The sequence below is a fragment of the Pseudovibrio sp. POLY-S9 genome (genome assembly GCF_001431305.1).
Taxonomy (GTDB): domain Bacteria; phylum Pseudomonadota; class Alphaproteobacteria; order Rhizobiales; family Stappiaceae; genus Pseudovibrio.
Window position 1 is genome coordinate 155829 of the sequence record NZ_LCWX01000145.1, and the last position, 22846, is coordinate 178674.

Here is a 22846-nt window from a genome sequence, read left to right on the forward strand (position 1 = left end):
TCTCAGTTTTACCAACACCGGTTGGGCCAATCATGAGAATGTTCTTTGGCTGAACTTCTTCGCGCAGCTCTTCATCCAACTGCTGACGACGCCATCTGTTGCGCAGTGCAATTGCCACTGCGCGTTTCGCGTCATGCTGGCCGATGATATAGCGATCGAGTTCACTAACGATTTCCCGAGGAGAGAAATTTGTCATTTTCTTACTTTCTAGTTCCGGATAGGTGGCAGATATGTAGTGAGTGTGGTTCCTGCAAGAGGGCGCATAACGATCCGTCGCGCCACGTTCCAGCCTGAACCGAGTAGCAAAACAAAACTCCCAAGCAATACAAGGGAGATAGCAGTTAGCTGCGATGCAGAAAAGTCGGCAGACTCCAGCAAATAGGCTAATGCGAAGCCTAGGTAACTCAGCGCTGCAACCAGCATTGCACGACGGTCGATGATGAGAGCGACCGCACCAAATGCCAGGACAACAGCAATGGAGACCAAGGCATAAGCTTCTGTCTGCTGTTCAAAGTACATTCCACTCAAGATGGAATGAACGATAAGCGGGGCAGCAAGCAGGTGAAGCCAAAAAGCCTTGTCTGTGTTGAGTGTTTCTCGCTTGGTGTCTTTGGTGTCAAAATACATCGCGCAACCGAATGCAAACAGACCGCAGACCAGCGAAACCCAGGACAGATAGTCAAGAATTTTCGTGTCAGTCACTAGTGTCAATGCGCCTACGATCAAGCCCATGATCCCCGCAACAATGACGGTCAGTGTTATTGGCACCTTAAAGCGCCAGTAAAACAACGAAGCGCCCACTAAAGCGAAGATGGAACTCAGAATGACCTGAATGGCTTCGGAGTCGTTGTTCAGAACATCAGGTGTGAACAGGCCAAATCCAACAAGCGCAATTGAACCTCCAAACAATCCTGTCAGTAAAATTGAAGGAAGCGCGAGCTTCTTGATCTTGGTGAACCATTCAGCCAGCACCCATGTGATGATGGCAGCTGCGCCAGCAACAGCAGCTGTAGGAAGCCCGCCTTGAGTGAGCGTGTCCCCAAACCCAACACCGTAGCCAGCAAAAAGAATTAGGATACCAAGGCTAATGAAAATATCATGAAAGCCGCGTGTAAACCGAACTTCTTCCGGATCATGGAGGCTATCAGTCGTTTGTTGGTTCTGAATGTTTTCTGCTTGAAGAGATAAATAGGAGACGAGCTTATCAGCTTGATCTGCGCTGATAATTCCTGCGGAGATGGCTCCGGTAAGAGATGCTCTTGATATCATCAGTTCCTCGTCAAATCCAAATGGAACATTAAAAGCTTCAAGTATCCTTGGCTTAGCAAATTAAGCTGATCTAAAAGTGTCTTGAACGCAGAACTGGAGATCGAAAATTATTGATCTCCAGTCGTATCTTGTCGCTATCCTTACTCTTCGTCGAGCACTTCGACGGTAACGTTGCTGTTTGTGTAGACGCAGATGTCTGCTGCGATTGTCATGGACTTGCGACATACCTCTTCTGCGGTCAGGTCCATATCAACCAGCGCACGTGCCGCGGACAGCGCGAAGTTGCCACCGGAACCGATGCCCATGACGCCATTTTCCGGCTCAAGCACGTCGCCGGTACCTGTCAGCACCAGAGAGTGCTTTTTGTCAGCAACCAGCATCATGGCTTCCAGACGGCGAAGGTAGCGGTCTGTACGCCAGTCTTTCGCCATTTCAACGCATGCACGCATCAACTGGTCAGGGTATTGCTCAAGCTTGGCTTCAAGGCGCTCAAACAGCGTGAACGCATCAGCAGTCGCGCCTGCAAAGCCGGCAATAACCTTACCGCCTGCCAGTGGGCGGACCTTGCGTGCAGTGCCTTTAATGACCGTTGATCCAAGAGACACCTGACCATCTCCAGCAATTACGACTTTGCCGCCTTTGCGCACGGTCAAGATGGTTGTGCCGTGCCACTGTTCAGGTTCACTCATTCATTTTTCTCCAGAGTTCTATCGGCAACGGAGCAAACTCCCGCGCAACTCAATTTCAAATTTGTGTCTGCGGTATTATGTATGTAGTCCTTGCCGCATTGCCAATGCGGCAAGCCAAAAAAACTCAGTTATCCTGTAGCTTTACGTGACTTGCCTCACTGACGAAGCGGTCAACAAGCTTATGCAATCGCTTGATCTGATGGTCTTTTGTGAGGTCGCCATTTTCATCAAAGGACTTGCCCGCAAAATTAATAGAGACCATTTCTGGCAGGACAAGGCATCCTAAAGACACTTCCATGATCGTTCTCAGGTGCATGAGGCCTCTCAAAGAACCATGCGCACCGGGAGAAGCCCCACCGACAGCATAGATCGACTTGTGGAAGAGCTGAAGCGGCTCTTCCTCTGGCAACTGGATGCGACTGATCCAGTCCAATGTATTCTTCAGCAAAGGGGTGATTGAGGAGTTGTATTCCGGGCTGGCTATGAAGATCCCATGATGGGTCTCAATGAGCTTCCTGAGCTTGAATGTATTTTCAGGGATACCCGTATCATCTTCCAGGTCACCATCGTAAATAGGCAGAGGATAGTCGGCGAGGCTGATTGTGGTTACTTCTGCATTGGCGATCGTCAGGTGTTTCGCCATCAGCTCTGCCAGCATTTTATTGTAGGATCCCTTGCGGGTTGAACCTGAAAAAACGAGTATCTTTGGCTTCATAGGGCTATCCTCACGACATGGCTCTGCAACCTCTCGTTCAAGAGCTGCATGATCTCTGGTAAAGTCGGCACGAAGAGTACCCTATACTACCCAAGCGTAAGGTTTATGGAAGATGCGTGTTTTTAGGTGATTGACCGCTAAACGCCTGCCTTTGAGAAATCAAAAGGGCTTTCGGAAAATCCAGACACGAGCTGGAGGAATATTCTTCACGATCCATCCGGTTTTCGACCAACTGAACATTTTGGATTTCAGTGTTACCGGAGACGCGAAGGAATAAGAGAACTGGATGAAGGGAGCACCGGGTCTCATAAGAGCGAAGGCATCACGAATGCACTTCAAGCGAAATTCCATCGGCCTGGACACAAGCGGTAGGCTCGAAACCACAGCACACAATGAGTTTGGCGCGATATGCTCAAGGCTGGGACGCATGTTGTAAGCGTCACCTTGAACCACGTTCAATCCTTCAAACTTGTCACTGAGATGTTCGCAGAAGTCTGTGCTGTACTCCAAGCAGGTAAGACGGTCTTTAGAGATGCCTGCTTCCAGAATAGCTTTTGTGACCGGGCCTGTGCCAGGTCCCAACTCTAAAACCGGATTATTTGACTGAACGGGAACGAATTCTGCCATTCTCTGGGCGAGAACAGGGCCTGACGGGGCAACTGCTCCGGTCGTGAGTGGTGCTTCCACCCACGCCCGAAGAAATTTGGAAGGCTCACGAAATTTGCTCAAGGCATTTCCTGCCCGTGACCTCGTTTCGTGAAACATTCAACTCTCCGTAGCATCAACAAAGGGTACTACTGAGATATTACTGATTGGTGGCAATTTAAAGAGCTATGCCTTGAAATTCTCCAAAAAATCTTTTGCCTTTGCAAAAAAGCCAGTAGATTCCGGATGATTTTCTCCAGAGGATTCACCTTCAAATTCTGAAAGAAGCTCTTTCTGCCTCTTCGTAAGGTTTGCTGGTGTCTCCACGGCAACCTGAATATACATGTCGCCCTTCTGGCTAGACCGCATAATCGGCATGCCTTTACCGCGCAGTCTGAACTGCTTTCCGGTCTGAGTGCTTTCAGGAACTTTCACGCGCGCTGTATTGCCATCCAATGCCGGAACTTCGAACTGACCACCCAGAGCAGCAGTTGTCATTGAAATTGGCACGCGGCAGAAGATGTCAGCACCGTCACGCTGGAAGAACTCATGCGGACGAATGGACAGGAAGATGTAAAGATCGCCTGCGGGACCACCGCGAGCACCGGCTTCACCTTCGCCTGACAAGCGAATACGCGTGCCATCTTCGATGCCTGACGGAATATTCACGGAGAGCGTGCGCTCTTTCGTTGTCCGGCCAGTACCGCCACAGCTGTCACATGGATCTGTAATGATCTCACCACGACCCTGACAGGTCGGACAGGTGCGTTCCATGGTGAAAAAGCCCTGAGCCGCTCTGACACGCCCAGCACCGCCACAGGTTGGACAGGTGGACGGACGGGTTCCGGACTTTGCGCCGGAGCCACTACACGGCTCACATGTTACTGAGGTTGGAACCTCGATCTCGACGGACTTACCTTCGTAAGCTTCTTCAAGAGAGACTTCCAAGTTGTAGCGCAGATCTGCGCCGCGTTCACGACCAGAACCACGACGGCCACCACCACCACCAAAGAACTCATCGAAGATGTCTGCCATGGAGGAAGCAAAGTCGCCCGGACCTGCTCCGCCGCCACCACCAAAGCCGCCGTTTTCAAAGGCTGCATGGCCAAATCGATCGTAGGCAGCGCGCTTTTGCGGGTCTTTCAGGGTTTCGTAAGCTTCGCTTACTTCCTTAAAGTTTGCTTCCGCTTCATCATTACCAGGGTTTCGGTCAGGATGGAATTTCATCGCGAGTTTGCGATAAGCGCTCTTAAGTGCCTTTTCGTCGACCTCCCGTGCTACCCCCAGCACCTCATAGTAGTCGCGTTTAGACATTATGAAATAAGCTCCAAAGACGTGATGTCTATTTGCGTTTTGAAGCCTCAGGAGAACATCAGCTCAGTCTGAGGTCACTGTAGGCAGTCGAGTTTAATTCTTGCTTCGCAACGAACTCACTCGTGAACTGCACTCATCTTCAAAACAAAACTGTTTACTGTTCAGTCGGTGATTGAGGTGCAGCTTTAAGCGCAGCGCACACATTACCAACTACCCATATGTAGGAAGCAGCTCTCTCAAATGCAATTGCACCTAAAAGGTTCTCTTCGACTAAAATCTTCCATACAGTCGGGAAATACTTGAATAAAGTTTACCTCGCAAGCCCATAGGAGCTTGCGAGGTAAAAGTATTAGTTAGCTGGACTTTTTGTCGTCGTCGCGAACTTCTTCGAAGTCTGCGTCAACCACATCGTCAACTGGCTTTGGTTCACCATCGTCTTCAGCACCCTCTCCGGCTTCTTCTGCCTGAGCGTCCTTGTACATAGCTTCGCCAAGTTTCATGGAAACTTCTGCAAGAGACTGGGTTTTCGCAGTGATATCTTCCAGATCTTCACCTTCCAGAGACACCTTCAATGCAGCCAAAGCGCCTTCGATTGCAGACTTGTCTTCGTCTGAAACCTTATCGCCGTACTCCTTGACGGATTTCTCTGTTGAATGGTGAAGTGCTTCACCCTGATTTTTGGCTTCAACCAGATCCTTACGCTTCTTATCGTCTTCAGCGTGAGATTCTGCGTCTTTCACCATCTGCTCAATGTCAGCGTCGGATAGACCACCAGATGCCTGAATACGGATCTGCTGCTCTTTACCTGTGCCTTTATCGGTTGCAGACACGTTCACGATACCGTTGGCATCAATATCAAAGGCTACTTCAACCTGCGGGACGCCGCGAGGTGCTGGTGGGATGCCAACCAGATCGAACTGACCGAGGATCTTGTTGTCCGCAGCCATTTCACGCTCGCCCTGGAAGACGCGGATGGTCACTGCAGTCTGATTGTCTTCAGCTGTAGAGAACACCTGGCCCTTCTTGGTAGGGATTGTGGTGTTGCGGTCGATCAGACGTGTGAACACGCCACCAAGGGTTTCGATGCCGAGGGACAGCGGAGTAACGTCGAGAAGCAGAACGTCCTTAACGTCACCCTGCAGAACGCCAGCCTGAATTGCCGCACCCATTGCAACAACTTCATCAGGGTTTACGCCCTTATGAGGTTCTTTGCCGAAGAACTGCTTAACAATTTCCTGAACCTTAGGCATGCGAGTCATGCCACCGACGAGAACAACCTCATCGAGTTCACCAGCTGCAAGGCCTGCGTCTTTAAGAGCCGCTTTCATTGGAGCAACAGTACGCTGAACCAGATCGTCAACGAGTTGCTCAAACTTAGCGCGGGTCAGTTTAAGGGTAAGGTGCTTAGGACCAGAAGCATCTGCTGTGATGAACGGCAGGTTGATTTCAGTCTGAGAAGAAGAGGACAGCTCGATCTTTGCTTTTTCAGCTGCTTCTTTCAAGCGCTGCAATGCGAGCTTGTCGTTCTTAAGATCGATGCCCTGCTCTTTTTTGAACTCACCCGCAAGGTAGTCAACCAGACGCATGTCAAAGTCTTCACCACCGAGGAAGGTGTCACCGTTGGTGGACTTCACTTCAAATACGCCATCGCCGATTTCCAATACGGAAACGTCGAAAGTACCACCACCAAGATCGTAAACTGCGATGGTCTTACCATCGTTTTTGTCCATGCCGTATGCAAGGGCAGCTGCAGTTGGTTCGTTGATGATACGCAGAACTTCAAGGCCAGCGATCTTACCGGCATCTTTGGTTGCCTGACGCTGAGCATCGTTGAAGTATGCAGGAACGGTGATAACTGCCTGGGTGACGTTTTCACCAAGGAAACTTTCAGCGGTTTCTTTCATCTTCTGCAGGATGAAAGCAGAAACCTGGGATGGGGAGTACTTCTCACCCTCAGCTTCAACCCATGCGTCGCCGTTGTCGGCTTTTACGATTTCGTATGGGACGAGCTTTTTGTCTTTTGCAACGGTCGGATCATCAAAACGGCGACCGATGAGACGCTTAACAGCAAACAAGGTGTCTGTTGGGTTGGTTACAGCCTGGCGTTTCGCTGGCTGACCCACAAGCTTCTCACCATCGTCGGAAAACGCAACCATAGAAGGGGTAGTACGCGCACCTTCTGCGTTCTCGATTACTTTGGCGTCCTTGCCGTCCATTACAGATACGCACGAATTTGTCGTGCCGAGGTCGATACCGATGACCTTTGCCATGTTTTCACTCTCCTTTCGGCAGACCGCCCGAACCCCAAAGGCCTTCGGATAATGTCGGATCAACATCCGACCGGTCCCCAATACATTGCACTTGCGTGAGTTGTCGCAAACACGCAAGAAAACTTCAATTGGCTATATAAGAGGGGTCCCTTGCCCCTGCAAGGGACAGGACCCGATATATCGACACAAGATCTACCCGAAGCCATTTTCTGAGTTAAGAAAATGAAATTTTCTTTGGAAAACCACAGAAAACACCTCTATTGCATCCCGATTTTCTGCGTTACCCCCATTTCTAAGAGGGTGTTTGTGGATAGAGCTCTTCAAGAGAGACAGAGTGTCCACTTTCCTGGACGATGCGCACGTGCTCCCGTGAAAGCTGCCTTGCCGCGTCGACACCGCATGCATGGGCAATCATATCGACTTCCATCCGCACACTATGGCAATAAGCAGCAACACGGTGGCTCTTCTCTGTTGGATCAAGGCCGGCCTGAAGCGCTTCGTTGTGCGTGGTGATACCCGTTGGGCATGTGTTCTTGTTGCATCGCATAGCCTGAATGCAGCCCAACGCGAACATGAAACCGCGAGCTGTAACCGTAAAATCTGCACCTTCACACAGTGACAAAGCGACGGCTGAGGGCGTAATTCGCTTTCCAGAAACAATGATACGGATACGATCACGCAGATCATGCTTTCGCAGAACATGGTCCACGATTGGCAGGGCCTCAGAGATCCTTAGACCTACGTTGTCCATGAGAGGCATTGGCGCTGCACCAGTACCACCATCTGCCGAATCGATGGTGATAAAATCAGGTGCATGCTCGATTCCACGGTGGTTGATTTCACGACAAAGCTCTTCCACCCAAAGGCTCGATCCAATCACGGTCTTGAAGCCAACAGGCTTCTTAGCAATACTGCGAACGCGACTGATGAAGTCTAAGAGCTCACCTGTATTGCTGATTTCAGGGTGACGATTTGGGGCATGCGAGGGTTGCCCGACTTTGAGCCCCCGAATTTCTGCGATCTCAGGTGTCACCTTTCCGCCAGGCAAGAGACCACCTTTTCCAGGCTTGGCGCCTTGAGCGAGTTTGATCTCGACCATCTTGACCTGAGCGTTGTCCGTTATTTTTTTCAGCTTGTCTTCATTGAGAGTGGAGTCATCATTCCGACAACCATTTTTTGCCGTCCCGATTTGAAAGACGATGTCGGCGCCACCTTCTAAATGGTAGGGAGACAAGCCACCTTCCCCGGTGTTCATCCAGCACTTTGCCATCTTTGCACCTCGCGAGAGGGCGAGAACCGCAGGACGGGAAATTGCACCGTAACTCATGCCAGAGATATTAAAATAACTGGGTGGCACATATGGATTTTCGACATAGGGGCCAATGAGAAGCGGTTCTGGTTCGTCAATCTCCTTCTCCAGTTTTGCAAAAGGGGCATTCACAAACAGCGCTGTTCCCGGCAAGTTGAGGTTTTTTGTGGACCCGAATGCCATTGTGTTGCCTTCAGCCTTGGATGCTCGATCTATCCAAGTGCGTTCGGCACGATTGAACGGCATTTCCTCTCTATCCATTGCAAAGAAGTACTGGCGAAAGAATTCACCTAAATACGCGAAGAGTGATCGGAAGCGGCCCACAACGGGGTAATTATGCCGAATCGCGTCTTTGTGTTGGCGGCGATCAACTACATAAAGAACGATGGTTACAATGACCGCGAGCAGAATTAGGAGTGAAACAAATGCTGCAAAAATATTTAGTACAGCCGAAAGCAGTGGAGGTAGAAGGTGCATTTGTGGTTCTCCTTAACCGGGAAACCACTATTTTGAGGAATATGGGTTAAATTCACTTTCGGCAAATCTCTCCAAGTTTTCCGTTTTTATAAGCGGTCTTTTCAGCAGATATGCCCGGCTTAAAAGAGATATCGAGATGCGATTGAGCGATGACTTTCCTAAAGGTTTCAAATACCTGCCCGGATATTTCTCTTCGGAAGAGCAAAAGGAACTTGTCAATACGCTCAGATATCTCGTCAAAGAAGCTCCATTGTTCACTCCCGTGATGCCGCGAACAGGAAAGCCATTTTCTGTTCGGATGACCAATCTTGGAACATTGGGTTGGGTATCTGACAGGAGTGGTTATCGCTACCAGTCTCAACATCCGGAGACCGGTCAGCCCTGGCCTGTTATCCCTGAGGTCCTGCAGGCTCTTTGGAACAAGGTTGGCAACTGCCCGGCAGCGCCAGAAGCCTGCCTCGTGAATTATTATGCTGCAACAGCAAAAATGGGCATGCATCAAGACAGTGATGAAAAAACGTTTGAAGCCCCTGTTGTTTCGGTCAGTCTCGGAGACACAGCAATATTCCGGCTCGGCGGTGTGAAGCGCGGGGGCTCGACGCAATCACTCAAGCTTAATTCAGGAGACGTTGTTGTACTCGGGGGAGAAGCGCGACTATGCTACCACGGCATTGACCGTATCCAGGGTGGGAGCTCAAGCCTCCTTAAGGACGGAGGCAGATTAAATCTGACTCTCCGCCGCATCTCGCCATTTTAGCTAGAGCATCAGGCTTCTTCGAGCGCACCAGCCATAAAGAAGGCACGAATGCCGCTGGACACGAAACGAATAGTGCCTTCGACTATCTCGTCCTGATCCATTTCTTCATCGTAAGGGCCTTTGGAAGCTCCGGTCACAACGTAAAGCGCCTCTAACGTTGCGCTGTGCATGAGCATCATCAACAACTGAGCACGAGGTCCTGTTGGGATGTCACTCTTCGTGGCTTTTGCCAGAGCCTTTGTGATGCGAAGGATAATCCTCGGTGGCTCCCATGAGTGCATGATCTTCTGGCCGGACTCTGGATCGGAGAAGACCTGACGAATGAGAACAACAAACGGCACCAGCTTTCCGGTGTCTCTTGAGATCCCTTGTACAATCAAGGGCTCCATAAATGCTCGGGTTATCTCTTCTAGATCGGGTTCGCGCCCGCCAACTTCCAGCGCATCCAGACGCTGCATGCGCATATCGTCAATTTCGCGAAGGCGGCGCATAAAGACTGCCCTGACGAGATCATCTTTGCTGCCAAAGTGATAGTTGACTGCAGCAACATTGGCATCGGCTTTTTCGGTGATCATTCTTACAGAAGTTTCCGCAAGACCATGTTCAGCGAGCAAGCGTTCTGCGGCATCAAGTAACCGTTCACGGGTCCCCAGTTCAGAACTGTCTGGCACAGCGGCACCTCCAGGAAGATAGTTTACAATTGTTTTGAGAACTCTCTAAAGGTTTTGAGTAGACCCTTAGAAATCTCAAATACTTCTCTTAAGCTATCTTGCTTTTAGCACGTTTTATTGAGCAACAACCCGCCTACAATTCATATCATCAATTGCAATGACTATATAAAACTTAGATAAATTTATGCAGTAACTTAGTATGATCCAATTATTTCTAGATTTTTCACATATAGCCGGCTAACCAATAAAAAACGGGAGCGTAACAACTCCCGCTTTTCATAGTTTCAACTCAGAATGTCTTAGAGGTGGATGCCGTAAGCAATTGCTGAAAGAGCGATTGCAATGACCCAAAGTGCGACACGTCCAGACCGGCTATGCTTCGCTTCCGATCTGCCAATCGCATCTGCGGTTGCCTCATCGAATCTCAGGCCGTTGTTTGCCATCGACTCCAGTTGATTGGAAAACTTGCTCGCACGGTCAGCAATAATCGGCAAATCACTTGCCAGACGACCCAAAACAGTCACGCCTGTTGCTAGGTCTGTGATGCGTCCCATAGGGCCAAGGTTTCTCTGAATCCAACCGGTTACAACAGGATCAGCCGTGTTCCACATATCCAGATGCGGGTTCAGCGAGCGGGCGACACCTTCTGCCAGAACCATGTTTTTCTGTAGCAAGATCAACTGAGGCTGAGTGTGCATGTTGAACATCTCAGTCACTTCAAACAACTGTGTCAGCAAACGCGCCATTGAGATTTCACTGGCATCATGCCCATGGATCGGCTCACCAATCGCCCGAATTGCTTGCGCGAATATATTCACGTCCTGATCTGCAGGCACATACCCAGCTTCAAAATGAACTTCGGCAACTCGCAGGTAATTGCGAGTTATGAAGCCATAGAGAATTTCTGCCAGGAAGCGGCGCTCAGACAGCCCCAAACGCCCTGTGATCCCTAAATCGACTGCTACCAGAGTTCCATCCGGTTCAATGAAGAGATTGCCCTGATGCATGTCCGCGTGGAAAAAACCGTCACGTACGGCATGGCGCAAGAAAGTCTGGATCACTTTATTGCCTAGTTCAGCCAGGTCATGGCCAGCTTCTTCGATACCTTCCAGATTGGAAAGCTTTACACCGTCAATCCATTCCATGGTGAGTACGGAACGAGAGGTGCGGGGCCAGTCCACACTGGGAACGCGAAAATCTTTGTCGTCCTTGCTGTTTTCACCCATTTCAGAAAGAGCTGCGGCTTCCATACGCAGGTCCATTTCCAAAATGACAGCGTGCTCATAGGTCTCAACCATCATAAGCGGACGAAGGCGGCGGCTTGCCGGACTGAAGCGTTCAGCAAGGCGCGCTGCAAGGTAAAAGCTCTTCAAGTCGCGCTTAAACCCGCGCTCGACACCGGGGCGCAGCACTTTAACAGCTACTTTTTCCAGTTCGCCATCGCGGTTTCGGAAGTACGCAGGGTGTACTTGTGCAATCGACGCAGCGGCGACTGGTTCACCAAACTCTTCAAAGTGATCTTCGACTGTTTTGCCGAGCTGTTCTTCGACTGTTTTGCGTGCGTACTGCGTCAGAAATGGCGGAACATTGTCCTGAAGTGCAGATAGTTCCTTTGCCGCTTCCTTACCAACCACATCCGGGCGTGTCGCAAGAAACTGCCCCAACTTAATGTAGGAGGGACCAAGGCGGTTCAGCGCATCTGTCAGGCGTGCTGCAGCATCTTTTTTCTCAATGCCACGACGCTCAAGCATACGTGCGACGCCAATAGCCAAGCGCGGTCCGGGAGGGAGATCTGGCAGAGAAACGAGTCCGAACACACCTTCGCGGGCCATAACATAACCCGCGAAAACCAGACGCATAAATGGCACAATATTTGCGATCATAACTGGTTAGATTTTCCAGCCGGAGTGAAGTGCAGCGATACCGCCGGTGTAGTTTCGATAGGTGACACGCTCAAAACCTGCATCACGTATCATCTGCGCAAAACGTTCCTGATTTGGAAACTTGCGGATAGATTCTACAAGATAGCTGTATGGGTCTCCGTCACCTGTCACCGCCTGTCCGATTTTTGGAATGGCGTGGAAGGAAAACAGATCATAGACCTTATCAAGTGCTGGCACGTCTACCTGAGAGAACTCAAGGCACATGAAGCGACCGCCGCGTTTAAGTACACGGTGAGCCTCTTGCAGTGCTTTTTCGATTTGTGGGACGTTACGGATACCGAATGCGATGGTGTAGGCATCGAAGTGCTTGTCCGGGAAAGGCAGCTCTTCTGCGTTCCCCTGAATGAACTCGATGTTTTCTGAAAGACCAGCAGCGCTCGCACGGTCTTTGCCAACACCCAGCATCGATCCGTTGATATCGCAGACGGTTGATTTGATTGTCCGGTTAGAACGCTCAACAACGCGGGTTGCGATGTCTCCAGTCCCACCAGCCACGTCCAGATGTCGCCATTCACGGGCGCCATTCTTTGGTGGGTTCATGCTGGACACCATCGCATCTTTCCAGAGACGATGCATTCCACCAGACATGAGGTCGTTCATCAGGTCATAGCGGGATGCCACTTTGTGGAAAACATCATCCACCAGATCCTGCTTTTCACCTTCGCGAACTGTGCGAAACCCGAAGCTAGTTGCCATTTCAGTCGGGTCTGTTACGGATGCCTGCTCAGGGGTTGAGAACTCACGCGCCATAATCAAATCACTCCATTTCGCGGGCGAACATAGTACAGCTTGTTACAAAGCGCTATTGTTGAACGTAATCTTTGCCCAGCAGCAAACCACTGTACCAACGGATATCTTATGCCTGAATTACCGGAGGTTGAAACAGTCCGTCGTGGACTAGCACCTTTTTTTGACAATGCAACAATTTGCAGAGTTGAACAACGCCGACCTGATCTTCGTTTTCCTTTTGGCGATGATTTCGTAGATCGCCTGGAAAATCGCAGAGTTGTTTCCTTCAGCCGCCGCGCGAAATATCTATTGCTTGATCTGGACAGCGGTGATGTTTTGGTGATGCACCTTGGCATGTCGGGTTCGTTCCGCTGGATCGAAACTGATGATCGAGAACCAACACAAACCGTTGAAATGTATCATGCAAAAGGCAAACACCCTCAGCATGACCATGTGATTTTCCATGTTCGTCCAGCTGATCAGGAGACGATCGTAAAGATCATATATAATGATCCGCGGCGCTTTGGATTTATGGTGCTCATTCCTCGCAGCGAGCTGGCGACACACCCGATGTTTGTCGATATGGGGATCGAACCACTTGGCAATGAGCTGGATGGAGCCTACCTCGCCAAGCTGTTTGAGAACCGGAAGACCTCTCTGAAAGCAGCTTTGCTCAATCAGAAGTTCATTGCAGGACTGGGTAACATTTATGTGTGTGAAGCACTCTGGAGAACGGGGTTAAGTCCTTTCAACAGCGCATCCACACTTGCGGGCAAATCCGGTAAGCCGCTTAAAAAAGCCGACGAGCTTTCCAATCACATTCGGGAAGTCTTGCAGGAAGCGATAAAATCCGGCGGATCTTCCCTGAAGGACCACCGGCAAGCGGATGGTTCTCTCGGATATTTCCAGCACAACTTCTCTGTCTATGATCGTGAGGGAGAAGCTTGCCGAACTCCCAAGTGTGCTGGCGTCATTGAGCGGAAGATCCAGAATGGGCGCTCAACATTCTTTTGTCCGAAATGCCAGAAGTAGCATGCGAGCTGACATGTCACGCTTGAGGGAATTGCATTCCCTAGAGCAACTGTCTAGGAGACAGGCATAATATTATAAAAGCCAGCAGGATGCCCTGCAAAAGGCGAGAAAAGGATGGCCCTATGAAAATCGGTGTAGTTGGTGTTGGCGCTGTTGGAAGTACTGCAGCCTACGCCATGGCCATGAACGGTGTGGGCAACGAAATAGTGCTTGTCGATTACAATCCGAAACTCGCTATTGCCCAGGCGGAAGACATTCTTCACGCGACCCCATTTGCGCGCCCGATGAGCGTTATTGGTGGCGATTACAGTGACTTGAAGGATGCAGCAGTCGTCGTGATTGCAGCTGGTGTCAACCAGCAACCGGGAGAGACCCGGATTGAGCTGTTGGCACGCAATGCTGGTGTGTTTGCAAAAGTCATTCCTGAGGTGCTGAAATATGCACCAAATGCGATCCTGATCATCGCAACCAATCCGGTTGATATCATGACTCAGGTTGCGACCGAGATTTCTGGTCTGCCGCGCAATCGCGTTATCGGCTCAGGTACAATTCTGGATACTGCACGGTTCCGTACTTTATTGGGTAAACATCTGGGCATCACGCCAACCTCTGTACATGCAGATGTGCTTGGTGAGCACGGTGACAGTGAAGTGCTTGTCTGGTCTGGCGCGAAGGCAGGCAACACGCCGTTGTTTACCTTTGCCGAGCAGATCAACAAGCCAATCACTCAAGATGTTCGTGACCGTATTGACCATGGTGTTCGTTACGCTGCCTATTCGATCATCGAAGGCAAAGGTGCAACCAACTACGGCATTGGCGCAGGGCTCTCCCGCATTGTGAAGGCTATTGTGACAAATGAACATGCTGTCATCAGCCTTTCCATCGTCAATGAAGAGATTGTTGGCGTGAGGGACACGGCCCTTTCAGTGCCGCGAGTGCTGGGTGCTGATGGTATTGAAGCTACGCTCCTCCCAAGTCTGGATGAGTTGGAACGTAGCCAGCTGCAAGCGTCCGCGGTGGCGTTGGAAACGGCGGCAAAAGAAGTGCTTTCCAAGCACCTGAAATAGTGAAGATCCTGCAAAAGCTTTATTTCGGCAGTTTTATTAGGCTTTTGCGGAATTTTCTTATTCTCACCTTGGCAAAAACCTGTTTTTCACCTATGCCACAGACCTAGTTTCTGATGCACAAGCGCATACAATCGCCAAGTTAGCTATTGGATTAGGTTTGTTGCGCGCGTCTGTGCACCACTTGCAGCGCGGAGAGTATTGATGACACAGGCGGATATCGGCCTTGTTGGACTAGGCGTCATGGGAGCCAACCTGGCTCTTAATATCGCAGACAATGGCTATAAAGTAGCGGTGTTCAACCGTACTGCAGAGGGAACCCAAGCTTTCATGGAGAAGGCTGGACACCTCAAAGACATGTTTATTCCCTGCTACAGCACAGAAGAGCTGGTAGCGAACATCAAAGCCCCTCGTCCTATCATTTTGATGGTTCCGGCAGGCGAGCCAGTTGATCAGCAGATTTCTGTTCTGAAAGACCACCTGAAAGACGGTGACATTCTGATTGATGCAGGCAACAGCGACTTCCACGACAGTAATCGCCGCTACAAAGAACTGGCCGACACGCCATTCACCTTTGTTGGCATGGGCGTTTCTGGTGGTGCAGAAGGCGCTCGCTTCGGTCCATCCATCATGGTTGGTGCTTCTGAAGCCGCTTACGGGCGTATCGAGCCTATCCTGAAAGCGATCTCAGCAAAGCACAATGACGAACCTTGCGTTGCTTTGATGGGCCCTGAAGGCGCTGGCCACTTTGTGAAAACCCTGCACAACGGCATTGAGTATGCCGACATGCAGATGATTGCTGAAGTGCACGAAGTTCTCACCGAGACCCTTCACCTGAGCATTCAGGAACAAGCCGAGATCTTCTCCAAGTGGAATGAAGGCCCGTTGGCGTCTTACCTCATTGAGATCACCGCAAACGTTATGGGTGTGATTGATGAAGAGAGCGGCAAGCCAATTCTGGATGTTATTCTGGATACTGCTGGTCAAAAAGGCACTGGTCGCTGGTCTGCTGTCGAAGCGCATCTGCTTGGCGTTCCGGCAACTGGCATTGATGCAGCTGTTGCAGCTCGCTGCATGTCTGCAAGTCGCGCACTCCGTCAGGAAGTTGCAGAACTATACCCGCAGTCTGATGCAGTGCTGACTTGGGAACTCAAGCAGGAAGGCATTGATGCCTGTGAACGTGCTCTGATTGCCGGTAAAATTGCAGCCTACGCTGAAGGCTTTGCTGTGCTGGCTGCTGGCGGCAAGGAAAACGGCTGGGATCTGCCAATGGGTGACATCGCTCGCATCTGGCGTCAGGGCTGCATTATCCGCTCACGCTTCCTGGATGAGATTGCGCAGGCATATGACCAAAATCCTGACCTGAAATCTCTCTACCTGGCTCCTGCTATTGCTGAACGTATGAAAGATGCTGTTCCTGGTCTGCGCGATATGCTGAGCTTGAGCATCACCAACGGCGTGCCTACGCCTGCTCTTTCAGCAGCGCTTGGTTCGTTTGATATGATCCGTCAGAAGCGGACTGCTGCCTATGTGATTCAAGGTCAGCGGGACTTCTTCGGTCAGCATGGCTTTGAACGTACGGACAAAGAAGGTTCCGGCTTCCATGGCCCTTGGCCTGCTGGTGGCGCGTAAGCCAGATACAACTTAGGCATGCTAGTTATTAACTAGGCTGTGCTATGCCTGATTGAAATTTGATACAGAAACTGACAGGACCCCTATGTGGCCCTGCCCGTCTTTAAGAAGGCTGGCATGTAGAAGCTACAAACTAAGCCTTTACTAATCCCGGGAATAAGATGTGACTGCCAATTCACCCAATGGAGCTGAGATTTACCGCCGTCTCATTAAAGCGATTGAGAGCCGTGAGCTGAAACCCGGCAGTCGCTTGAGAGAAGCTGAACTGGCAGAGAAATTCGGTGTCAGCCGCACACCTATCCGGGAAGGCCTGAAGCGCCTTGAGGCGCAAGGGCTTGCTGTTCATGAACCGAACCGCGGCATGGTCATTCCTAGTCTGGACCACAACCAGATCAGCGAACTGTACTATCTGCGAGAAGTGCTGGAAGGAACTGCTGGTCGCCTAGCTGCGCAGCACGCCTCAAGCGCTGAGATCGAAATTCTGCAGGAAATGGTCGAGTCCGACATGCAGAACCTTGCGGATGCGGAGCGCCTGATCAAGACCAACCGTGAGTTCCATCGCCGCTTCTATCTCGCTTCCCACAACCGCTATCTGGTTGAGCAAATTGATCATATGCGCCTATCTTTGCTGCTGCTCGCGGGCACGACCCTGACGGATGATGACCGTCGTCGTCTAGCGATTGAGGAACATGCTGAGATTGTGGATGCAATTTCCAAGCGAGATTGTGATCGTGCTGACAAAGCTGCACGTCATCACATCGCGGAAGCCCATAAGGCTCGCTTAAAATTCTTCACTCAACTCACCTGAGTCTTGTCAAAATCTGGATGATTTGGAGCGCGTTCTGCTAACAGGGCGCGCTTTTTGTTTAAGTGAGTCGGTATAAGTACCTAGAAAACCAGCCAAAACAAGCTTCACTTTTATTAGTCTGAGATATCACATAAGTTTCATATGAACATAGTAGACGTTCATATGAACAGCATATTTGCAGATTGAAGCAGACTTTTGTGATGGAAACAGCGCTCAGTACAAGACAATCAGAGATCATCTCTCTCGTGCGGTCCAATGGTTTCGCGAGCGTAGACTCGTTGTCGGAGCAGTTTGCGGTTACCACCCAGACGATCCGTCGAGACATAAACCGCTTGAGCGAACTGGGGCTTTTGAGACGGGTTCATGGTGGCGTAGAGGTTCCGGCAAACCGGGGCAACATCACCTACAAAGCCCGAAAGATCCTCAATTTTGAAGCAAAGAACGCGATTGGGAACTCTGTTGCGGAGTACATCGACGATGGTGCAACACTTGCTTTTTCCATTGGCACGACGCCCGAGATTGTTGCAGAGGCTCTTGATACCCATGAGGGTTTGAAGATCTTTACGAACAACATGAACGTAGCCATTGCAGCACTACGGAACACTTCCAGCGAAGTTACGATTGCAGGAGGTCGATTGCGTCATGGCGATCTGGACGTTCTTGGTTCAAGCGCAGAAGGTTTTTTCAAAAACTACAAGTTCGACGTCGGCATCTTCGGCGTTGCTGGCGTGGATAGCGATGGCACCCTTCTGGACTTCAACGAGGATGAAGCCACTGCCCGTCAGTCCATTTTGGCGAACTGCCGTCAATCGTTTCTTGTTCTGGACCATTCCAAGTTCGGTCGCCTCGCCCATGTCCGCGCTGGATTCCTGACTGATGTTTCGAAGATCTTTTGCGAAGAAACTCCGCCAGCTTCAATCCTTTCAATAATTGAGAAGTCATCTGCAGAGCTCGTAATCTGCAAACAGGAGCCTACTCTATGAGCAACCTGAACCATCCAGCTCGCCTAGAACTCTCAAACCTGACCAAGTCCTGGGGAGACTCAACGGCAGTCAACAATGTCAACCTGTCCGTGGATGGTGGAAGTTTTACGGTCTTATTGGGGCCAAGTGGATGCGGCAAATCCACGACGTTGCGCTTGATTGCCGGGTTGGAAGAAGCGACTTCCGGGCAAATTACAATAGGCGGGAGAGACGTGACTTATCATTCCCCCGCCCAGCGTGACATCTCTATGGTGTTCCAAAACTATGCGCTCTTTCCGCATATCTCTGTGGCTGAAAACATTCTGTTTGGGCTCAAAGTACGCAAAGTAGGCAGAGCAGAGCGGGATGAGCGGCTGAAGACTGCAGCTGATCTTCTCGGGATTTCTCAGCTGTTGGACCGGAAGCCATCCCAGCTCTCTGGAGGGCAGCAACAACGGGTTGCTCTAGGTCGCGCCATCGTTTCTCAAAAGCCTGTTTGCCTGATGGATGAGCCCCTCTCCAACCTTGATGCAAAGCTTCGTCAGGAGATGCGCGTAGAGTTGAGAGCACTACAGCAGCAGCTTGGGCTGACAATGGTTTATGTAACCCATGACCAGACAGAAGCCATCACCATGGCCGATCAGGTAGTGCTGATGAACAAAGGTGAGGTTGAGCAGGTTGCAACACCAAAGGTGATCTATGAGCGCCCTGCCAGCGTGTTTACAGCGCGTTTCATTGGTACTCCGCCGATGAACATTGTGGAGCTGGATAAGGTTCGTTCTGTCACCCCTGTCACGGCTCAATCCCTGCTGCCTGATGCACCAAAAGGATGTTTGCTGGGCCTGCGCCCGGAGGACATCAGATTAACTGGTGAAAACGGCGTTCCGGCCCAGGTGATAAGCCTTGAATACATGGGGGCAGATACGCTGGCTAATTGTTCTGTTGGCGGTGAAAAGCTGCTTGTTCGCGTGAAAGGCTGCACCGAATTGAGCCCGGGGCAGAACATTGGCCTGGCCTGGGATGATAAAATTCCTGCAAGCTTTCAGAGAGATACCGGCAAGCGCCGGGAAGAATTCAAGCCGGTCGAGGTGCAATTCGAGCCGGCTTGAAAAACGCGCATCAGCGCATTGGAGTGCCCCAATTACTAGGGCAATTTGAGGATATAAACCTATGAAATCCATTTTCAAGTCTTTAGGTCTGGCAGCTTCTGTTGCTGCTCTATCCCTTGGTACTGCGATCAGCGCTCATGCGGTTGATCTGCAATTCTATTTTCCTGTGGCTGTTGGCGGTACAGCCGCGACAACAATTGAAGAACTGACAGCAGAATATGCGGCTGCTCATCCTGACGTGAGTATCGATGCTGTTTATGCCGGTTCTTATCAGGATACTGTTTCCAAAGCTCTGACCGCAGCGCGTGGCGGCAACCCTCCGCAGCTCTCTGTAATCCTGTCAGTCGACATGTTCACTCTCATTGATGAAGACGTGATCATTGCGTTTGATGATGTGGCCAACTCTGACGAAGACAAGACGTGGTTGAATAGCTTCTATCCTGCCTTCATGGAAAACTCCCAGACTGGTGGGAAGACTTACGGTATTCCGTTCCAGCGCTCGACACCAGTTCTCTACTGGAACAAGGAAGCCTTTAAAGCGGCAGGTCTGGATCCTGAAAAAGCACCTGCAACATGGGAAGAAATGGTTTCCATGGGCCAGAAGCTGATCAAGAAAGACACTTCCGGCAACGTGACCCAGTGGGGCGTGCGCATTCCTTCCTCTGGTTTCCCATACTGGCTGTTTCAAGGCCTGACCACCGAGAATGACGCTATTCTGGCGAACGCTGAAGGGAACAAGACCAACTTTGACGATCCAAAGGTTGTTGAAGCTCTGCAGTACCTTGTCGACCTTTCTGGCAAGCATGGTGTGATGGCTCCAGGCATCATCGAGTGGGGTGCTACTCCGAAGGCTTTCTTTGAAGGTAATACCGCTATGATGTGGACCTCGACTGGTAACCTGACCAACGTGCGCAACAACGCTCCGTTCGATTTCGGCGTTGCTATGTTGCCGGCAAACAAGCGTCGCGGCGCACCGACCGGTGGTGGTAACTTCTACATCTTCAAAGATTCCAGCGATGAGCAGAAAAAGGCATCTGTAGACTTCGTGAAGTGGATCACTGCTCCGAAACAGGCTGCGAAGTGGTCTATGGCGACTGGCTACGTTGCGCCATCTCCAGCTGCTTGGGAGACTGACGAGATGAAGGCTTACGCAGCTGACTTCCCGCCAGCACTCGTTGCTCGTGAGCAGCTGAAGCACGCCGTTGCAGAACTCTCCACGTTCCAGAACCAGCGCGTGACCCGTGTCTTCAACGACGCCCTGCATGCTGCAATCACCGGTAAGAAAACACCGGAAGAAGCTCTTAAAAGTGCCCAGGCAGAAGCGGATCATATTCTTTCTGAGTACCGCTAAGCCACATTGATTTCATATGACCCAGCGAGGCGCAGCCGTTCTGTGCCTCGCTCCAGCATTTTCCAAGAGGTTGCCCGATGACCAGACGTATGCAGTGGATTTACGCGTGGCTGTTGCTCACTCCAGCAATGGTGATGTTGTTCGCGTTTACCCACTTCCCGGCCATCACCACTATCATCAATAGTTTCTTCTCCACTCCGCGTGGGCGCAGGCCAGCCAAGTTCGTTGGACTGCAGAACTATGAGGAGTTGATGGCTGACCCGACCTTCTGGAAAGTGCTGGTCAATAACCTTTGGTATGCGATGGCAACCATTCCAGCTTCTATCGGCATCTCTCTGCTGATGGCCATCTGGGTGAATGACAAGCTTAAGGGACGTAGTCTTGTGCGCATGTCGTTCTTTGCACCGACTGTGTTGCCTTTGATCGCGGTCGCAAATATCTGGTTGTTCTTTTATACGCCGGGCTTTGGGTTGATCGATCAGATCCGCATGGGTGTCTTCGGGCTTCCCGAGAACTCATGGCTGGGCCAGCAGGAAACAGTGCTGATTTGCATGATGGTTGTGACTATCTGGAAAGAAGCCGGGTTCTTCATGATCTTCTATCTGGCAGCACTACAGGCCATTCCACCCTCCTACAAAGAAGCTGCTGATATTGAAGGGGCGAGTCGTTGGACCTTCTTCTGGAAAATCACCTGGCCGCTGCTCATGCCAACAACTTTGTTCGTATCTATCAATGCTGTTATCAACTCTTTCCGCCTGGTGGACCACATCTTCACCATGACAGGCGGAGGGCCAGATAACGCTTCGTCTTTGCTGCTCTTTTATATTTATGAGGTCGCCTTCAAGTACTGGCAAACCTCTTATGCCGCCACGCTGACTGTCGTGATGCTGGCGCTTCTTTCGATCATTGCGATCGGCCAATTCTTCTTCATGGATCGTCGGGTGCACTACAGATGAGCGACTTATCTCTTTCCAATACTGTTGAAGCAACACGTCCACGCCAGTTCGATTTTGATCGTGCTCTCAACACGTTCGGAGCGTGGACACTGGCGATCTTATGGGCCCTGCCTCTGCTCTATGCGATCTGGACTGCATTCCATCCAGCAGCTTACGAAGCCAATTTCGAGTTATTTGCACCGCTCACTTTGGAGAACTTCACCAAAGCCTGGTCAGCAGCTCCATTTGCTCAGTACTTCCTGAACACGACCATGCTGGTGACGATCATTTTGATAGCGCAGTTTGTTTTGGGCACTCTGGCAGCTTATGCCTTTGCACGCTTTGAGTTTCCCGGCTCAAATATCCTGTTCACTCTGGTGCTTTTACAGCTGCTTGTGATGCCGGATATCCTGATTGTCGAGAATTACAAGATGATCCGAAACCTTGGCCTGATAGACACCATCGTAGCAATTGGCTTGCCCTATATGGCATCTGGGTTCGGAATCTTTCTTCTGCGACAGACATTTAAGACCATTCCGCGAGAGTTAGATGAAGCCGCACGCGTTGAGGGCGCCGGACCTTTACTGGTGCTCTGGAAGGTTTACGTGCCGCTGGCAATTCCGACCTACCTCGCTTACGGGCTTGTTTCAGTCAGCCACCACTGGAACAATTTCCTCTGGCCTCTGATTATCACCAATTCGGTAGAGACGCGTCCCGTCACTGTTGGGCTTTCTATCTTTGCTGCGGTTGATGGTGGTGTGGAGTGGAGCGTTATCAACGCAGCAACGCTCATGACATCAGGTCCGCTGTTGATCGCTTTCCTGCTGTTTCAGAGACAATTTGTGCAGAGCTTTATGCGCGCAGGGATTAAGTAGGGAAATCGTAATTCTTACCCCTCAAATTTAAATGAAATGGGTGACCTTTGAGGAGGTTCACGACAGTTTTTTGAGGGGAATGAATGAAACTTACCGCGATAACAGCCAGTATCTTTGCAGTATTACTCGGAATTTCTGGGTGTGCAGTGGTTTCAGTCGGGGGAGCTGCGGTCTCGGTTGCTACAACTGCAGTAACAACAACTGCAAAGGTTGGAACAAGTGTCGTAGGAGGAGCGGTGGATCTTGCTATTCCGGACGATAACGAAGACGACGAGTAATAGGTCTGTTAC

The 22846-nt window shown here is 50.7% G+C and carries 21 protein-coding genes and 1 pseudogene; 11 read left to right on the forward strand and 11 right to left on the reverse strand.

Going from position 1 to position 22846, the window contains the following annotated elements; genetic code table 11:
• The 8 genes and pseudogenes from PPL9_RS34215 to PPL9_RS13025 form a co-directional block, all read right to left on the reverse strand.
• Nucleotides 1-196, reverse strand: a pseudogene (locus PPL9_RS34215) (HslU--HslV peptidase ATPase subunit); the annotation flags it as partial.
• An 11-nt stretch (nt 197-207) separates the two neighbouring features.
• Entirely contained in the window at nt 208-1269 is a 1062-nt protein-coding gene (locus PPL9_RS12995; protein ID WP_057463083.1) for a hypothetical protein, read from the reverse strand.
• 140 nt (nt 1270-1409) lie between these two features.
• Complete coding sequence (gene hslV / locus PPL9_RS13000) at nt 1410-1958, reverse strand: ATP-dependent protease subunit HslV (protein WP_057463084.1); 549 nt, start codon at nt 1956-1958, stop codon at nt 1410-1412.
• A gap of 124 nt (nt 1959-2082) precedes the next feature.
• The gene (locus PPL9_RS13005) at nt 2083-2673 is read right to left on the reverse strand and encodes an NAD(P)H-dependent oxidoreductase (protein WP_057463085.1); all 591 of its coding nucleotides are present in this window, start codon (nt 2671-2673) and stop codon (nt 2083-2085) included.
• Between the two features lie 159 nt (nt 2674-2832).
• On the reverse strand, nt 2833-3402 hold the full coding sequence (locus PPL9_RS13010) for an rRNA adenine N-6-methyltransferase family protein (RefSeq protein WP_244273389.1): 570 nt from the start codon (nt 3400-3402) through the stop codon (nt 2833-2835).
• A gap of 102 nt (nt 3403-3504) precedes the next feature.
• Nucleotides 3505-4632: a molecular chaperone DnaJ gene (gene dnaJ / locus PPL9_RS13015; RefSeq protein WP_057463086.1), complete on the reverse strand. Its 1128-nt coding sequence runs from the start codon at nt 4630-4632 to the stop codon at nt 3505-3507.
• 353 nt (nt 4633-4985) lie between these two features.
• A complete protein-coding gene (dnaK, locus tag PPL9_RS13020) occupies nt 4986-6902 on the reverse strand; it encodes a molecular chaperone DnaK (RefSeq protein WP_057463251.1) in 1917 nt (638 codons plus the stop codon).
• 292 nt (nt 6903-7194) lie between these two features.
• Complete coding sequence (locus PPL9_RS13025) at nt 7195-8688, reverse strand: FMN-binding glutamate synthase family protein (protein WP_057463087.1); 1494 nt, start codon at nt 8686-8688, stop codon at nt 7195-7197.
• Nucleotides 8689-8824: 136 nt separating this feature from the next.
• On the opposite strand from PPL9_RS13025, the gene PPL9_RS13030 reads away from it, so the two are divergent.
• Nucleotides 8825-9445 carry an alpha-ketoglutarate-dependent dioxygenase AlkB gene (locus PPL9_RS13030; RefSeq protein WP_057463088.1) on the forward strand — a complete coding sequence of 207 codons (621 nt, stop codon included), beginning with the start codon at nt 8825-8827 and terminating at the stop codon, nt 9443-9445.
• 8 nt (nt 9446-9453) lie between these two features.
• On the opposite strand, the gene PPL9_RS13035 is transcribed toward PPL9_RS13030, so the two are convergent.
• From PPL9_RS13035 to ubiE, 3 genes are all read right to left on the reverse strand, one after another.
• Nucleotides 9454-10116: a helix-turn-helix domain-containing protein gene (locus PPL9_RS13035; RefSeq protein ID WP_057463089.1), complete on the reverse strand. Its 663-nt coding sequence runs from the start codon at nt 10114-10116 to the stop codon at nt 9454-9456.
• A 299-nt stretch (nt 10117-10415) separates the two neighbouring features.
• The gene (ubiB, locus tag PPL9_RS13040) at nt 10416-11999 is read right to left on the reverse strand and encodes a 2-polyprenylphenol 6-hydroxylase (protein ID WP_057463090.1); all 1584 of its coding nucleotides are present in this window, start codon (nt 11997-11999) and stop codon (nt 10416-10418) included.
• 6 nt (nt 12000-12005) lie between these two features.
• Nucleotides 12006-12809, reverse strand: a complete 804-nt coding sequence (gene ubiE / locus PPL9_RS13045) for a bifunctional demethylmenaquinone methyltransferase/2-methoxy-6-polyprenyl-1,4-benzoquinol methylase UbiE (RefSeq protein WP_057463091.1) — start codon at nt 12807-12809, stop codon at nt 12006-12008.
• 108 nt (nt 12810-12917) lie between these two features.
• On the opposite strand from ubiE, the gene mutM reads away from it, so the two are divergent.
• From mutM to PPL9_RS32710, 10 genes are all read left to right on the forward strand, one after another.
• Nucleotides 12918-13820: a bifunctional DNA-formamidopyrimidine glycosylase/DNA-(apurinic or apyrimidinic site) lyase gene (gene mutM / locus PPL9_RS13050; protein WP_057463092.1), complete on the forward strand. Its 903-nt coding sequence runs from the start codon at nt 12918-12920 to the stop codon at nt 13818-13820.
• 122 nt (nt 13821-13942) lie between these two features.
• On the forward strand, nt 13943-14887 hold the full coding sequence (locus PPL9_RS13055) for an L-lactate dehydrogenase (protein ID WP_057463093.1): 945 nt from the start codon (nt 13943-13945) through the stop codon (nt 14885-14887).
• A gap of 201 nt (nt 14888-15088) precedes the next feature.
• Complete coding sequence (gndA, locus tag PPL9_RS13060; protein WP_057463094.1) at nt 15089-16516, forward strand: NADP-dependent phosphogluconate dehydrogenase; 1428 nt, start codon at nt 15089-15091, stop codon at nt 16514-16516.
• Between the two features lie 163 nt (nt 16517-16679).
• On the forward strand, nt 16680-17324 hold the full coding sequence (locus PPL9_RS13065) for a GntR family transcriptional regulator (RefSeq protein ID WP_057463095.1): 645 nt from the start codon (nt 16680-16682) through the stop codon (nt 17322-17324).
• A 200-nt stretch (nt 17325-17524) separates the two neighbouring features.
• Nucleotides 17525-18307: a DeoR/GlpR family DNA-binding transcription regulator gene (locus PPL9_RS13070; protein ID WP_057463096.1), complete on the forward strand. Its 783-nt coding sequence runs from the start codon at nt 17525-17527 to the stop codon at nt 18305-18307.
• The gene (locus PPL9_RS13075; protein ID WP_057463097.1) at nt 18304-19395 is read left to right on the forward strand and encodes an ABC transporter ATP-binding protein; all 1092 of its coding nucleotides are present in this window, start codon (nt 18304-18306) and stop codon (nt 19393-19395) included. The genes PPL9_RS13070 and PPL9_RS13075 overlap by 4 nt, the downstream gene beginning before the upstream one ends.
• Before the next feature lie 61 nt (nt 19396-19456).
• Nucleotides 19457-20746 (forward strand): ABC transporter substrate-binding protein, encoded by a 1290-nt coding sequence (locus tag PPL9_RS13080; RefSeq protein ID WP_057463098.1) that lies wholly within the window; start codon nt 19457-19459, stop codon nt 20744-20746.
• A 77-nt stretch (nt 20747-20823) separates the two neighbouring features.
• Nucleotides 20824-21702, forward strand: a complete 879-nt coding sequence (locus PPL9_RS13085) for a sugar ABC transporter permease (RefSeq protein WP_057463099.1) — start codon at nt 20824-20826, stop codon at nt 21700-21702.
• Nucleotides 21699-22556 (forward strand): carbohydrate ABC transporter permease, encoded by an 858-nt coding sequence (locus PPL9_RS13090; RefSeq protein ID WP_057463100.1) that lies wholly within the window; start codon nt 21699-21701, stop codon nt 22554-22556. Before PPL9_RS13085 ends, PPL9_RS13090 begins: the two co-directional genes overlap by 4 nt.
• A gap of 83 nt (nt 22557-22639) precedes the next feature.
• The gene (locus PPL9_RS32710; protein ID WP_057463101.1) at nt 22640-22834 is read left to right on the forward strand and encodes a hypothetical protein; all 195 of its coding nucleotides are present in this window, start codon (nt 22640-22642) and stop codon (nt 22832-22834) included.
• Nucleotides 22835-22846: the final 12 nt, after the last annotated feature.

What these genes read in the sequence shown, in the direction of transcription:
- PPL9_RS12995 (WP_057463083.1), bottom strand. Translation starts at nt 1,269, where the DNA reads ATGATATCAAGAGCATCTCTTACCGGAGCCATCTCCGCAGGAATTATC.
- hslV (WP_057463084.1), bottom strand. Translation starts at nt 1,958, where the DNA reads ATGAGTGAACCTGAACAGTGGCACGGCACAACCATCTTGACCGTGCGC.
- PPL9_RS13005 (WP_057463085.1), bottom strand. Translation starts at nt 2,673, where the DNA reads ATGAAGCCAAAGATACTCGTTTTTTCAGGTTCAACCCGCAAGGGATCC.
- dnaJ (WP_057463086.1), bottom strand. Translation starts at nt 4,632, where the DNA reads ATGTCTAAACGCGACTACTATGAGGTGCTGGGGGTAGCACGGGAGGTC.
- dnaK (WP_057463251.1), bottom strand. Translation starts at nt 6,902, where the DNA reads ATGGCAAAGGTCATCGGTATCGACCTCGGCACGACAAATTCGTGCGTA.
- PPL9_RS13025 (WP_057463087.1), bottom strand. Translation starts at nt 8,688, where the DNA reads ATGCACCTTCTACCTCCACTGCTTTCGGCTGTACTAAATATTTTTGCA.
- PPL9_RS13030 (WP_057463088.1), top strand. Translation starts at nt 8,825, where the DNA reads ATGCGATTGAGCGATGACTTTCCTAAAGGTTTCAAATACCTGCCCGGA.
- ubiB (WP_057463090.1), bottom strand. Translation starts at nt 11,999, where the DNA reads ATGATCGCAAATATTGTGCCATTTATGCGTCTGGTTTTCGCGGGTTAT.
- ubiE (WP_057463091.1), bottom strand. Translation starts at nt 12,809, where the DNA reads ATGGCGCGTGAGTTCTCAACCCCTGAGCAGGCATCCGTAACAGACCCG.
- mutM (WP_057463092.1), top strand. Translation starts at nt 12,918, where the DNA reads ATGCCTGAATTACCGGAGGTTGAAACAGTCCGTCGTGGACTAGCACCT.
- PPL9_RS13055 (WP_057463093.1), top strand. Translation starts at nt 13,943, where the DNA reads ATGAAAATCGGTGTAGTTGGTGTTGGCGCTGTTGGAAGTACTGCAGCC.
- gndA (WP_057463094.1), top strand. Translation starts at nt 15,089, where the DNA reads ATGACACAGGCGGATATCGGCCTTGTTGGACTAGGCGTCATGGGAGCC.
- PPL9_RS13070 (WP_057463096.1), top strand. Translation starts at nt 17,525, where the DNA reads ATGGAAACAGCGCTCAGTACAAGACAATCAGAGATCATCTCTCTCGTG.
- PPL9_RS13075 (WP_057463097.1), top strand. Translation starts at nt 18,304, where the DNA reads ATGAGCAACCTGAACCATCCAGCTCGCCTAGAACTCTCAAACCTGACC.
- PPL9_RS13080 (WP_057463098.1), top strand. Translation starts at nt 19,457, where the DNA reads ATGAAATCCATTTTCAAGTCTTTAGGTCTGGCAGCTTCTGTTGCTGCT.
- PPL9_RS13085 (WP_057463099.1), top strand. Translation starts at nt 20,824, where the DNA reads ATGACCAGACGTATGCAGTGGATTTACGCGTGGCTGTTGCTCACTCCA.
- PPL9_RS13090 (WP_057463100.1), top strand. Translation starts at nt 21,699, where the DNA reads ATGAGCGACTTATCTCTTTCCAATACTGTTGAAGCAACACGTCCACGC.
- PPL9_RS32710 (WP_057463101.1), top strand. Translation starts at nt 22,640, where the DNA reads ATGAAACTTACCGCGATAACAGCCAGTATCTTTGCAGTATTACTCGGA.